This is a genomic window from Streptomyces sp. NBC_01317, assembly GCF_035961655.1.
Lineage (GTDB): Bacteria > Actinomycetota > Actinomycetes > Streptomycetales > Streptomycetaceae > Streptomyces.
This window is the reverse complement of sequence record NZ_CP108393.1, coordinates 5,812,750-5,826,358: the sequence shown is the minus strand read 5'-3', so window position 1 is coordinate 5,826,358 and position 13,609 is coordinate 5,812,750. Positions and strand designations below refer to the sequence as shown.

Genomic DNA, 13,609 nt, shown 5'->3' with positions numbered 1-13,609 from the left:
GTGCCAGCCAGTGCCCGGCCCGGGTGGTGACCTCTTCGCCCAGGATCCGCCCGCGTGCCGGGCCCAGGCGCGATGCCCGTCAGCGGAGTTGTGCTCGGTGGTCGCGAGAAAATCGAGCCCTACGGAACGGGCACCGACCGCCAATTGTCCTGTGCGGACAGAGCCTCGTCCGGGGAGCGGGGCCACGGTGTGCCCTCGACCTTGCGGGGGAAGGTTAAAAGGGTCAGCTGCAAATGTAAATAAACCCGGTAGGGGCTGACAAACACCGGCCGCATAACCAGAGGGGACTGCCTCACTCGCCCCTTCCGGCGAGAACTAGTGAGGGGCAAGCGACGATCGGATCAGACCTCGATCACCTTAAGTACTTCGTCGCCAAAGTGGTTGACCACCTTGACTGCGATTTTCCCAGACTCCGGCTTGTCAAAGGGACGAGAGATCGTGGTGTAAAGGGACTCCCATGCCTCTTGGTCGACCTCCGCTTTAAGAGCGACCTTGAGTCGCTTGTACGGGTCAAGCGTGCTGTCACCGGAGAAGTAGACATGACGGACGAAGAATGCCTCTTCGTTGTAATCAGTGTCCAACGACCAGAGCATGATTTCCTTGGCGCCCTCCGCCCGAATATCACCGGTGGTCGGGTTGAAGACGTCCAGGCCCTTGATCTCGGCAATGAGCCGGCCGTCGGAGGTCTCCGTGACCTCGATGTCGGGTTCCCCGAAGACTGTAAAAAGGTTCCCGCTTCCAGTGTTCGCCAGTTCCTCGCCCATCGCGAGGTCGGCGTTCATACGGACCAGCATCACCGGCATCCGACCGACCCGCCGCTCCTTCACGACGGAGGCGAAGTCCTTGGAGATCGGCTTGTGATCGTCGACTGCCTGGACCGCGGTCGGATCGAAGGCGAAGCCCAGTACAAGGAGAAGGTCAATTTTCCTGTCTTCAATTGCCTCGCGCGCGGCCTGCTTGATGTATCTCGAGTCCACCGTCCCGTACTCGGGGCCGAGCGCAATGGCAACACGCGTCGGCGTACCTTCCTCAGCATCCTTGCGGATACCCACAGCCGTCAGAGTGCGACCCGAGATAGGCTCTACGGACTCGAAGCGGAGACGCTCGTTCTTGTAGCCGTTCTGTACACCGGCTTTGGCGATGTGCTCCAGGATAGTCTCGGTGTATGACGCACCGGAGGGCATTTGCTCGGCGGCGCGCTCGGAGGCGGGAAGGTCCGTCTCGAAGGCGATGGCCCGGTGCGGAGACAGTGATTCCACGGTAAACGGGCCGGCGACACGGATGGCCTTCTTATTCTCGTACGGGCGATCAAATAGCGTCTCATAGCCAGCGTGCTTCTGGATCGCCGCATCGATCTCGCTGCGAGACATTCCTTCCTTGATATCTGGGTTGTTAGCGATTGCCTTTAGAGTGATATGAGGGACACGCTCGCAGACAAAACCACGTCGAATATCATTGCCGGAGACCGTTCGATCCGGCACCTGCCGTCTAACCTTAGCTTCCTGAGCTTTTCCCTCCGAAGAATCGGCAAGGAGATATGCGGGATACTTGGCACCCATGATGCGGTGTCGCGCAAGCGCGATAGCAACGCGCGAGGTATCGATTGTGATCCAGCGACGCCCCCACTGCTCCGAGACTTGAGCAGTGGTACCCGAGCCGCACGTCGGGTCGAGAACTAGATCTCCGGGATCCGTACACATGAGTACACAACGCTCGATAACCTTAGTATTTGTTTGAACAACGTAGACCTTGTCTGCACCAAATCCCGCAGTCGTCGTATCATCCCACAAGTTATTCTGCGGAAATGCCGGGAAGTCATTGAAATATCGCACGTAACGGAGCGTCCGCCCCAGTCCAATTAGGCGATTGGCGGCTTTGAGTCGATTCATCCCTACTTGGTTGGTCTTCCACCCACCCTTTGAAGGTCGGTACGTAGTGCCGTCTACCTCAACAGGGAAAACCGTAGTTTGCCCAATGCGAGTGGTCTGGCTAGTCAGATTGTCGGCCGTAAAGACCCGTGCACCTTCAGGGGGATTACCAGAGAAACGTTCGCGTTTCCCATCCTGCAACTCTGCAAAGTTATATCCGCTTGAACCAGCTTCACCGAGCTGCTTCAATGTGTAAAGCTGGCGATATTTTACGCTATCCAAGTTGCGCGCGTACCAAATGATGTAGTTATTGATCGCAGCGAGGACGGTTGTACCTCCTGCAAAACTTCCCGCGCCTGAAGTCGTTTTAAATGTGATCAACGATACGAAATTTTCTGGTCCAAAAACTTCATCCAGTAGAGATCGCACGAGGTGAACATTCTCGTCACCGATCTGCACGAACACCGAACCCGAGTCAGTGAGAAGGTCCCGCGTCGCTACCAAGCGATCGCGCAGGTACGACAGGTACGAGCTGATTCCCAGCTCCCACGTATCGCGAAAGGCCTTGATCTGCTCGACTTCTTTCGTTGCGTCGTCGAGGTTGCCGTCTCGCACCCTTGGTTTATCTGTCTTGGCTTGCCAATTAGATCCGAACTTGATCCCGTATGGTGGGTCCAGATACGCCATCTGCACTTTGCCCCGGAGGTTCTCCCGTTCCGCAAGGCTTCCCATGACCTGCAGTGAATCGCCCAGGATCATGCGATTGGTCCACTTCATCGGGTGGTTGTACCAGTCGATCTTGTCGAACTCGTCGGCGATCCCATCGTCGAAAGCACTCAGTCCGAACAGTGAACCTTCGTCCGGATCCTCATGTACGCCGACCTTCCGTCGCCTGGTCTCAGCCATTAGTTCGTTGACCAGATAATGTGGTTCAATACGCTCCTGCCGATAAATCGGCGGGGCGGGCACCTCTAGGTTGCCAGAATCCTGCTCATCCTTCCCCTGCCAAACTAGCTGTGGGTCGAGTGCGGGATCGCGGCGATACCTGACCATTATCGGGGCTGCGAGCTCGTCTGTCACCAGGTCGGGAGCATCTGCGGTCGGGTTGTTGGGCCTTGTTTCGTCGTGCATTATCGTCTGCACACTGGCGCCATTGGCCGATGTGGAAGCGTTGCTGTTCCTTGAAGTCGCCATGGCGCGTGCTACTTCCCTTCCATGAGGCCTGCGGACTGGGGTGGAGAGTACCCCTGATTGATGAAGAAGTTTGCTTCATTGAAAAGTGCATCGAATTCTACAGGGACATCTCCAGGCAGTGCGTCTGAATACCGGCCTGTCACCGTGCCATCGTTGTAAAGGTCCTCGATTGCTCGGTCAATGTGGTACTTGAACGTTGCCGGGTTCTCGCCGACCTCCACGTAACCCCACACCCCGTAGCCACCATGATTGTTCACGGCCGAACACCACAAGTTGCGCGCCGTCTCCGCCTTAATCGACCGCTTGCCGGCAGACTTGCGAGTGCCGGACACCTCAACAATGAGATACCGGTCAATCTCGCCCTCTTGGCGCGGATTGAGACGGACGATAAAGTCTGGCACATATCGGTGTGACCGAGCAGCATGGTGGTACGGGATGTTGAACTCCAAGTGATCGTTCTTGACGTAGGAGTTGACTGCCTTATGGCCCTCTAGAACGAGCGCCATCACCTGCTCCCAGGTGTTACCGGCCAATCCGTCCAGTACTATGAAATTGACTGGACACTTGTCCGGCTGGGATGCGAAGTGCTGCTTGGTAGTGAAGAAGTCGATCGCATCCGTCGAACCTTCAGGAGCATACCTCTGAAAAATCGGCAGAATCTTCGACTGCGTGTTCGCTTCCTGTCGGTTCAGTGCGGCAAAGAAAAGTTCCACCGCCCGAGCCCTTTCCAAATCGAGTTGGGCAATCACCTCTAGAGCGCGAGTGTTGTCCACTCCCACACAGGCGGCGATCCAATCCTTTGCCAGGGCAACTAGGTTCGGGAACATCCAAGGCTTTGGGGAGCCGAGTGGGTCTGTAAGGTAACGCTGGAGTGTCTCGCCCGCAAGTTTGAAAGCCACCTGTTGTATCCGGACGGCGCTACCGTCGCCGATGCGAAGCGTTTCCTTCTGACCGAAGATGCTTTCGTTTTCGATCTGAGTCGCGACCGCCTCGTTCACCTTAAACTGCGGCGCTTCTGTGAAGTCGGCGAAGAATTCAGCATCAGCCACTTCGACACGATAACCCTCCAAGCGGGGAAAAATGATCCGCTGAAGCTCGCGGTCAACCATCGATTGGATTCGAATTGGCTGGGGTCGTGGCTTGGACTGCAGAGTCTGATTCGGGTCTGTCTGGATGAACTGAAAAGGAATGCCGTAGACGTCAGCGAACTCCGGCTCCAGCAAACCGCTCTGGCCTACCGTGTATGAAACACGCCTGAGCCCACGCCCGACCACCTGCTCGCAGAGCAGGTGACTGCCGAAGGCTCGAACTCCCAGAACATGGGTCACGGTGTTGGCGTCCCAGCCCTCTGTCAGCATGGAGACGGAGACGACGCAGCGCACATGCTGCCCGAGCTTGCCCTTTTTGCCCACAGTGTTGAGGACCTCACGTAGCAGGTCCGCGTCGGTCAGAGCGTCGACGTCTCGGTCAGGGAAGCGTGCGTGGTACTCGGTCTTGAACGCCTCAAGTTCCTCGGCTGCTGCAGCTTTGAATTCCGTGGAGAGCTGTGGATTGCCTGACTCGAGCTGCGCCGAGTCGACGATGATGGTACGTGGGACGGTATACCGCTGACCGTGCTCGTCATAGTTCGAAAAGAGCGGAAGATCACCGCGAGCGCCACTCCGGTTGCCCTGCGCATCAACAACTTCGTGGCCAGCAATGCGGTCGTATACCCATTTGGAGACTGCGGTGTTGTTGCACACCACGATAAACACCGGAGGTGTCGCCCCGAGTTGGGACTCGTCATTGCCCCAACGCTCGAAAGACTTCTCATAATGCCGGTACAGGCTGAGGGCCGCGCCGTTGAGAACCGGGGGGAGTTTCTCGTCCTCTCGATTGACTCCTCTCTGTGTGCGCGAGGGCATGTCGTCCTTGATATGTTCCCAGAGGTTCAGGTACGAGACGTCCTTCTGCTCCGCGTCGTCATCTACTGGCACGCGAGGAATCTTTACGAGGCCGGACTCGATTGCGTCTAGCAGTCCGAAATCGCTCACCACCCAGGGGAAGAGAGTCCCCTCCGGGTAGCCGGAGCCGTTGAGGTAGAACGGAGTGGCAGATAGGTCGTAGACGGTCTTGATCCCCGTCTTCGCCATCACGTGCCGAAGCCCGTCAAACCAGCGACGCGCGTCCTCATTGCTCTCTGCCGCTTCCCGCTTCTCATCGCCCGCGAGGTCGTCGAGAGTAACTGCACCATCCGTGGCTGCCGCGCGCGTTTGGTAACAGTGGTGAGCTTCATCGTTGAAAACGACAATCTGCCCCTTGCCACCTCCCCCGAGATCCTTGAGGACTCGGAGGGCCATCTTCTCCGGGGTCTCAACAAAAGGGTCCTCCGTTTTGCCACGGAGCAGGAGCTTCTTTGTTTTCGAGTTGAGGCCCTGGCCCTCGTGGGTCGTCTTCAGCATGAACGCGTGGTAGTTAGTGATGGCAACCTGGGCCTGGCTGAGGGCCGGCCACAAGTCGGCCGGAATGATGTCGCGCTGATGGTAGTAGTTCTCAGGGTCTGAGGGCATAAGGACCCGCAACCGATCCCGGATGGTGACCCCGGGCGCAATCAGCAGAAAACGCTTGGCGAATCGGGCGTCTTGGGGTGTGGCGCTTTTGTTAAGCGTGTGCCAGGCGATGAGCATCGCCATGACCACAGTCTTTCCGCTGCCGGTCGCCATTTTCAAAGCTACTCGGGGCAAGCCGGCATTATGCTCGGTGTTGGCCAGGTCAAGTTGGTCGCCAATCCATGACTTGCCGAGCTTCACGCCGACCTCGGTGAGGTAGATCGCTGTCTCAACAGCCTCCACTTGGGCGAAGAAGAGCTTTCGCTCACGGTCGACGTTGGTCCAGTACTCCAGCAACCTTCTCGTCGTCGGAGTGACGTTGGGATAGCCGGCTTTGCGCCAACGATCCACCTCGGCGCGAATGTTACCGATGACGCTCTGCCCCTGGCGGGTTTCCAAGATGCCGTCGAAGCCAGAGAGCTCATCCTGTCGGGCGGCATGTCTGGCTGAGCCTCGCTTGCCCCCCTTCCTTGAGCGCGGGATAGGCAACCAGGTCTCGCTCGGCCGGCGCCCCTGGACAAGGTTTCCGGTCGGCTGCCCCCTGTTGTCCAGCTCCCAGTGCTGGGTCGGCTCAGCGAAGGGTGGATTGATAATCGGGTTCTCGATCACACCTGACATCGTCTGCTCTGCTCCCTCACTACCCGAACCGACCCCAGGACCGTACCGCGTGCTACCGACACGTCGCACTCGCACTCGCTATGGATCACAAGATGGGCCCCCTGCGCCAACTGCCCGCCCCTCCACCGCCGCCACAAGTCGGCCCTCGTCTCGTCCGACATCCCGGGCAACCCGATCTCGCTATGCATACCGTCCTCGACCAGCAATGTTGCCTTGACCCCTTTCCTGTAACGTCGTTGCTGCAGGCCGACACGTCTACAGACGAGCTGTCGACCCAGGGCGGTTGCAAGTTCCGGGATCGTGCGGCAGGTCAGGTAGCGGCCGGTTGGGATGCATGGCAGGGCAGTAACGGGCTTCGTGATCACTGTGTGTCCAAGCCCAATGATCATGAGGTTGCGCGCGCCTGCTGCTGCATCTTTTTTCCCCCCACTGCCGTGCTGGTGAACCTAGGTTCACTGGACGCGGTCCGGGTCAAGGACCTACGCCCCTGTTTCGGCTCGGTGTCCGACCGCCCTCGCGGCAAGGCCGGTACTACTCGCTGACAGCGATTCTGCCGGCGTCGTCCGCCGCCTGGGCCAAGGCGCCAATGCGCCGGACTCCACCCTCCGCAGCCGCGTCCCCACAGGCCCAGCACGCTCCTCGCCTACTGGCCCACGCGGCTCCACCACGGCCTACAGCCCCGTCGCCGGAGACCAGCCCCTGACTGCCATCGGGCCCGCACTGGGCATCCGACGACACCCCCGGAGGATCAACGGCCCGACCGAAACTCCTCAGCCCGACCTCGCTGTCCGCCGCCGCCTCGACCTGCCCCCGGGGTGCCAGGTCGCGACGGTGTACCTCCTGCCACCCTGACCGCTATGCGGACTGAGATCCTGCGCGTCACCGTCAGCGAGTCCGCAATGGGCAACGCCATCCTCCTGGTCTCCACCACGCGCATCTGCGTCAAGGTTCGCCACGCAGATGACGCACTCGGGGGGGTGCCTCTATGTTCTTCGTCAACCGTGCGGAGGGCTTCGGTCCGGGTTCGATGTTCTCGGTAGGGCATGAGATTGTCTGGCTGTGCCGGAGTCGATGATCGGGCTGCAGGCGGCCTTGGATAGGGCGTTGTCCCCTTGTTCGTCGCTGCGTGTTCGTGCAGGTCGTGACCTTGCGCCCTTCGCTGCTGCCCCTGAGGCTGCGGAAGTGTTGTTGGGTCTCCTGCTGGACGTCGCGGACACGGCAGTGACTCGATGGACGGCAGAGGCCCTGGCCCGGGCGGGGACGGTGGCTGCGGTGCGAGTCATCGCTCTGGCACTTGCCGAAGCCGACGATAGTCATGCGGATTGGATGCAGACCGGGGTGCAGGACGTGCTCTGGATGCAGACCGGGGTGCCTGATGTCGCGGCAGTCTGCGTGCAGCTTGCTCGGGACGGGGAGACGGCTGTCCGTCAGGGTGCCGCGGAGATCTTGGCGTGGACGGGCGACGCAACACGCTGACGTCGGCTCCGACGGCTGCTGGATTGTTGTGCTGGCGGGCCGGACTGCTGGTGGGCTGGTCATGCGACGGCTGCTTCGGGGGCTCGCTATTCGTAGAAGGTGCCGTCGCGGAGCATGGCGAACAGGACGCTGATGCGTTGGCGGGCGAGGCGCAGGAGTGCTTGGGTGTGGGTTTTGCCGCGGGCGCGGTGCTTGTCGTAGTAGGTCCGGGAGGCTGGATCGGCGTTCATGCAGGCGAAGGCGGAGAGGAACATGGCGCGTTTGAGCTGTCGGTTTCCTCCTCGGGGTGCGTGTTCGCCGTGGATTGAGGTGCCGGAGGACTTGGTGGTGGGGGCGAGGCCGGCGTAGGAGGCGAGGTGGGCGGCGCTGGGGAAGTTGGTGCCGTCGCCGACGGTGGTCAGCAGGACGGCGGCGGTCCTGACGCCGACGCCGGGCATCGAGGTCAGGACCTGGGAAAGAGGGTGGGCCTCCAGCAGGGTGTTGATCTGGGCTTCCAGGGCCCGGCACTGTTCGTGGACGGCTGAGAGGGAGCGGGCCAGGGAGGGGATGACGGTGTCGAGGGTGCCGGTTCCGGGCACGACGACGGTCTGCTCGTCCAGGGCGTCGAAGACGTGGTCGATAAGCCGGGTGGCCATGCGTGGGGCTTTGGGGCGGATGAGCTCGACGAGGCGTCGGCGGCCTGCTTTCCGCAGAGCTGCGGGGGAGCCGTGGCGTTCCAGCAGCCAGGTGACGGCCTGGTGGTCGAGGCGTGGCCCGAGTACGCGTTCCAGGCTGGGGTGGAACTGGGTGAGCAGGCCGCGTATCCGGTTGGAGGTGCGGGTGGCCTCGGCGGCGAGGTCCTGGTCGAAGCCGGTGAGCACGGTCAGTTCGGCGGTGATCTCGTCGGTCAGTTCCAGGGAGCGCAGGGTGTGCGGCATGGTGCGGGCCGCGTCTGCGATCACCGCGGCGTCCTTCGCGTCTGTCTTGGCCTCGCCCGGGTAGAGGTCGGCGATGCGGCGCATGGCCAGGCCGGGCAGGTAGGCGACCTTGCAGCCCGCGTCGCGGGCGACGGTCAGGGGGAGGGCGCCGATGGAGGCGGGCTGGTCGACGATCACCAGCACGGTCCCGAACTTCGCGGCCAGCTTGTCGAAAACGGCCCGGAGCTTGGGCTCGCTGTTCGGGAGCGGCTTGTCGAAGACCTTTTTCCCGGCCGGTGTGAGCCCGTGACCGTGATGAGCACTCTTGCCGACGTCCAGGCCGAGGAACACGCCCACGTCTTCGGCATCGAACATCGCGCCCCTCCAGGCGAGTTGAACGTGCCGGCCTCGGCTGTGGTGTCGTACGCGCGCATCCACGTTATGCAGACCTGCCGCCCGCGAACTATCCGGCATTGCGCCGGACCGGACGGTGGCCGGACCTCTCATTAGCGTCTCCGACGGCACCTCCCGGGCCCGGTGACACCACCCCCCAGGTCATGCCTTCGACAGGGGGACACAGTCATGCCGGGCCCGGAGGCCAGCGGTCCCGTTGCAGGACCGCGAAAAACATAACGGGGAACCCGCCTCCAACTCTTAGACCGTGTCCTATGTGGGGTTGGCTCGTTGGGTCGGGCATGGGGCGGGGCACGTGGAGTTGGATTGTTCCGGACGGACTGTGGGAGATCGCGGAGCCGCTGATCCCTCCGTCGAAGGTGCGGCCGCAGGGCGGCGGGACGCAGGACACGCCTGATGAGACGCTGTTCGCGGCGATCATCTACGTCCTGGTCAGCGGATGCGCCTGGCGGGCGTTGCCACCGTGCTTCGGGATATCGAAGTCCACGGCTCACCGCAGGTTCCTGATCTGGTCGAGAGCCGGCGTCTGGGGCCGGCTGCACGAGGAGATCCTGCACCGATTGGACGACGCCGACCTGCTCGACCTGTCACGGGCCGTGCTCGACTCCGCCCACGTGAGGGCTAAAAAAGGGGCGAACTCACAGGTCCGAGCCCCGTGGACCAGGGCAAGCCAGGTTCCAAGATGCACGTCCTGTCCGACGCGAACGGACTGCCCCTCCTCGTCGGCCTCTCCGCGGCAAACACCCACGACAGCCTCGCCCTGAAGCCCATGATCGAGGGTCACCAAACGAGACACGACCCCCACCGCGGCCGCTACTTCAAGCCCCAACGCCTGCACGCAGATAAGGCATACGACGTCCCCCACCTGCGAAAATGGCTACGGGGCAAACGCATCGGCGTGCGCATCGCCCGTAAAGGCGTCGAGTCCAGCGAACGGTTAGGACGCCGACGATGGGTCATCGAACGCACCATGTCCTGGCTGACCGGCTACCGCCGTCTCAACCACCGTTACGAACGCTACCCCCGCAACTACCTGGCCTTTCTCGGCCTCGCCGCCGCTATCTGCTGCTACAAACGACTCGCCCCCCTCACCACGTAGGACACGGTCTTAACCGTCAATGTCGACGGCGGCGTCACCCGCCTGGTCGGCTCCTAGCGGGGCCCCGGACACCGGCGGATAGTGGATCTCCGGCACCACCTTCACCTGGACGGTGGGAACCGCGAACACGTCATTGGAAAATGGGGCCGCGAACGAGGACGTGGTCCCGAGGCATCTCAGTGCCATGTCCGTGCCGGGCACTGGCATCACAGCGGGAAGTAGAATGTCGGATGCGGCGGACGACGGGTTCACCGGCGAAACCGCAGGGCGCCAGGATGCTGCACCTCGCAGCCGAGGAGAACATCGCGCTCTCACGGACCAGTCCTTCCCCCCCCATGGCCAGGATGGGACCGCAGCGCCCCAAGACCCTCCTCAACCGGCTGGAAGAGGCAGCGGACGCCAAACGCCCGGACCCTCTCGAACCCCGAGACCGGCTCGGGCTGCGCTGCCGCGCGCACTGCCCCCTACAACTAGACACTCGGCCTAGCCCTCGACTACATCGCGGAGGGCAAGATCGCCCCACCGCTGGACCCTGCCGACAACCAGACAGTCTGCAACCACCGCAGCATGAGCCGGGTGAACGGCTCTGCCGACTGGATCGTCGTCACTGAGGGAACCCTGTCCGTCGCACTGTCACAGGACGGCATCGGTGGCTACGACGACACCGTGCCCCTCAACCTAGAAGACATGCGGTTCTTCCCTCTTCGGCAGGGCGGTGAGGCGAACCTGGATGCCCGCGCCGAGCATCTGGGTGCCTTCATGAACTGCTTGACTTCGTGCACGCTCTGCCGTGGCATCAGTTCGATTGGCCGTCAGATTCCGCTGACCATGATCGTCAACGCTTCGGCTGAGCGTGGGCCGAGCAGAACGCCTTCGGCGTGTCTGCCGGGGATGACCCGTTGGCGTGTGCATCCTGGTAACACCTGGTCAAAACGATCCTGCTCGCAGGGCGCGGAGTGGGGCGGGTGGGACTCGAACCCACGGCCGACGGATTATGAGTCCGCTGCTCTAACCGGCTGAGCTACCGCCCCTTACGGCGCGTCGCGCACATTTGTGCGCGCCCGTCAGCCGCAGCATAGCCGCTCATACGATCTCCTGCCTCGGATGGTCGGCAACGCCTGACCTTGAGGACCGCACTCCGCGCCGGACGGTTCCAGGGAAACGAAAAAGGACCCCAAAGGGTCCTTTTTCTTCGCTGCTCCCCCGGCTGGACTCGAACCAGCAACCCTCCGGTTAACAGCCGAATGCTCTGCCAATTGAGCTACAGGGGATCGCGCTCCCCCGACTGGACTCGAACCAGTAACCTGCCGGTTAACAGCCGGCTGCTCTGCCAATTGAGCTACAGGGGATTGCTGTGTTTGCACCGAACGCACCTACCCCGGGCGTCCCGGGCGGCGCACGTTCGCTGCGACACATACATTAGCGCAAGCAGGGGGGTGCTCCGCCAATCGGTATCCCCGGGGTCACGTCGGGTGATGCCCGGTCCTGGCGGGGTACGCGGTAGACAGGGCCCGACGGTCCGACGCTGGGGACTTTGACGCTAGGGAAGGGTGGCAGCCATGCGGTACCGCCTCACGTTCATCGCTGGAGTGGCTCTCGGGTACGTGATCGGCACGCGGGCCGGGCGCGAGCGCTACGAGCAGCTCAAGAAGTCGGCACGTCAGGTGTCGCAGAACCCGGCCGTACGCAACGCCGCCGAGACCGCGAGCACGGTCGGGCGGGAGTACGCGGGCAAGGCGTACCACTCGGTCAGCGCCGTCGTCGGCGACAAGGTCGGGGACAAGATGCCCGGCTCCGTCGCCTCGCGCGTGCGCTCGCTCCGGGAGCGCAGCCAGAACGGCCGCGCGAACGGGAGCGGGCAGGACGACTGGGGTAGCAGCGCCACCTGAGCACCTGAGAGACGTGGGTGGGGCGGTCCCCCGGCCGCCCCCCGATACCCGGCACGTCCCGGGATCGTCCCGAGCGGTGCTCGTGGGGCAGAATCGGGTGCCATGGGAATAGTCGCCGGGTTGGACAGTTCGTCCGGGTTCACACGCATCGTCGTCTGTGACGCGGACACGGGCGTCGTGCTGCGCCAGGGTTTCGCCGCGCATCCCGTCGAACCCAAGGCCACCGAGGTCGATCCGCAGGCCTGGTTGCTGTCGCTCGGCGAAGCCGCGTCCGGCGGGTTGCTGGAGGGGGTCCAGGCCATCGGCGTGGCCGCGCAGCAGCACGGCATGGTCGCGCTGGACCGGCAGGGGAATCTCGTACGGCCCGCCCTGCTCAGCAAGGACAAGCGCGCCCAGGTCGCCGCCGCCGACCTGGTCGACGCCCTCGGCGGCAGACAGGCGTGGGCCGAGGCCGTCGGGTCCGTACCGCAGCACGCGCAGCTGATCTCCAAGCTCCGCTGGATGGCACGGGCCGAGCCGGAGGCGGCGCAGCGCACCGCGCTGGTCCTCCAGCCGCACGACTGGCTCGTCTGGCAGCTCCTCGGCCGGCCGGCTCGCAGGACCACCGACCGGGGCGCGGCCTCCGGGACGGGTTACTGGTCGGCGCGGACCGGTTCGTACCGTCCCGATCTGGTCGAGCTGGCCCTGGGCCATCAGGCCGCCCTCCCCGAGGTGCTCGGCCCCGCCGACTCCGCCGGCACCACCCCGGAGGGGCTCCTGATCTCCGCCGGCACCGGCGAGACCATGGCCGCCGCCTTCGGCCTGGGCGTCGGGGTCGGGGACGCCGTGGTGTCGCTGGGCGCCTCGGGGTCCGTGATGGCCGTCCACCACGAGGCGCTGGCCGATCCGTCCGGGATGATCACGTCGTTCGCGGACGCCACGGGGATGCACCTCCCGGTCGTCCACACGCTCAACGCGGTACGGGCCCTGCGGGGCACGGCGGAGATGGTGGGCGCCGGCGACCTCGCGGAGCTGTCCGCCCTGGCGCTCAAGTCCACGCCCGGCGCCTCCGGGCTGGTGATGCTCCCGTACCTGGAAGGCGAGCGGACCCCCCAGCTCCCGCACACCGCGGGCACGCTGACCGGGCTGCGCCGCGAGTCGATGAAGCCGGAACACCTGGCGCGGGCCGCCTTCGAGGGCATGCTCTGCTCGCTCGCCGACGCGATGGACGTACTGCGCGGGCGTGGGGTGGAGGTCCGGCGGGTGTTCCTGCTGGGGGCTGCCGCCGAGCTGCCCGCCGTACAGGCCGCCGCTCCGGCGATCTTCGGGGCGCAGGTGGTCGTACCGCAGCCCGCCGACTACACCGCGCTCGGCGCGGCCCGTCAGGCGGCCTGGGCGCTGGGGGTCTCGCGGGGGACGCTCGACCCGCGCACCCCGCCGCTCTGGCAGGGCGCGGCGGCGCAGGTCTTCGAGCCGGGCGAGGACGCGGCGGTCGGGACGGCCGTACGGCAGCAGTACGCGGCGACGCGCGAGCAGATCCATCCGGGGGCGTTCGGCCCCGGGATGTGACGGACGTAGGGAAGCAGCA

Annotated in this window: 7 protein-coding genes and 3 tRNA genes; 4 read left to right on the top strand and 6 right to left on the bottom strand. The window is 63.6% G+C overall.

What is annotated here, in order from left to right:
• Nucleotides 1-341 precede the first annotated feature (341 nt).
• Entirely contained in the window at nt 342-3,062 is a 2,721-nt protein-coding gene (locus OG349_RS25290; protein WP_327236765.1) for a site-specific DNA-methyltransferase, read from the bottom strand.
• An 8-nt stretch (nt 3,063-3,070) separates the two neighbouring features.
• Nucleotides 3,071-6,259, bottom strand: coding sequence for a BPTD_3080 family restriction endonuclease (locus OG349_RS25285; RefSeq protein WP_327236764.1), 3,189 nt, complete (start codon nt 6,257-6,259; stop codon nt 3,071-3,073).
• 1,068 nt (nt 6,260-7,327) lie between these two features.
• Here OG349_RS25285 and OG349_RS25280 point away from each other — a divergent pair.
• On the top strand, nt 7,328-7,744 hold the full coding sequence (locus tag OG349_RS25280) for a hypothetical protein (protein WP_327236763.1): 417 nt from the start codon (nt 7,328-7,330) through the stop codon (nt 7,742-7,744).
• 86 nt (nt 7,745-7,830) lie between these two features.
• Here OG349_RS25280 and OG349_RS25275 read toward each other — a convergent pair whose 3' ends face one another.
• Nucleotides 7,831-9,015, bottom strand: a complete 1,185-nt coding sequence (locus OG349_RS25275) for an IS110 family transposase (protein ID WP_327236762.1) — start codon at nt 9,013-9,015, stop codon at nt 7,831-7,833.
• 320 nt (nt 9,016-9,335) lie between these two features.
• Between OG349_RS25275 and OG349_RS25270 the strand changes: the two genes are divergently transcribed.
• Nucleotides 9,336-10,153, top strand: a protein-coding gene (locus tag OG349_RS25270; RefSeq protein ID WP_327236761.1) for an IS5 family transposase whose coding sequence is annotated in 2 segments (ribosomal slippage) — nt 9,336-9,684 and nt 9,684-10,153 — 819 coding nt in all. Because the reading frame shifts where the segments join, the coding sequence is not laid out codon by codon here.
• Between the two features lie 957 nt (nt 10,154-11,110).
• On the opposite strand, the gene OG349_RS25265 is transcribed toward OG349_RS25270, so the two are convergent.
• The 3 genes from OG349_RS25265 to OG349_RS25255 form a co-directional block, all read right to left on the bottom strand.
• Nucleotides 11,111-11,184 (bottom strand) — tRNA-Ile (locus OG349_RS25265).
• Between the two features lie 167 nt (nt 11,185-11,351).
• Nucleotides 11,352-11,424: transfer RNA gene (locus OG349_RS25260), tRNA-Asn, on the bottom strand.
• A 5-nt stretch (nt 11,425-11,429) separates the two neighbouring features.
• Nucleotides 11,430-11,502 (bottom strand) — tRNA-Asn (locus tag OG349_RS25255).
• 210 nt (nt 11,503-11,712) lie between these two features.
• On the opposite strand from OG349_RS25255, the gene OG349_RS25250 reads away from it, so the two are divergent.
• On the top strand, nt 11,713-12,042 hold the full coding sequence (locus tag OG349_RS25250) for a YtxH domain-containing protein (protein WP_327238719.1): 330 nt from the start codon (nt 11,713-11,715) through the stop codon (nt 12,040-12,042).
• Nucleotides 12,043-12,144: 102 nt separating this feature from the next.
• On the top strand, nt 12,145-13,590 hold the full coding sequence (locus OG349_RS25245) for an FGGY family carbohydrate kinase (protein WP_327236760.1): 1,446 nt from the start codon (nt 12,145-12,147) through the stop codon (nt 13,588-13,590).
• Nucleotides 13,591-13,609: the final 19 nt, after the last annotated feature.

Coding starts and splice junctions, on each gene's coding strand:
- OG349_RS25250 (WP_327238719.1), top strand. CDS start 11,713: ATGCGGTACCGCCTCACGTTCATCGCTGGAGTGGCTCTCGGGTACGTG.
- OG349_RS25290 (WP_327236765.1), bottom strand. CDS start 3,062: ATGGCGACTTCAAGGAACAGCAACGCTTCCACATCGGCCAATGGCGCC.
- OG349_RS25275 (WP_327236762.1), bottom strand. CDS start 9,015: ATGTTCGATGCCGAAGACGTGGGCGTGTTCCTCGGCCTGGACGTCGGC.
- OG349_RS25245 (WP_327236760.1), top strand. CDS start 12,145: ATGGGAATAGTCGCCGGGTTGGACAGTTCGTCCGGGTTCACACGCATC.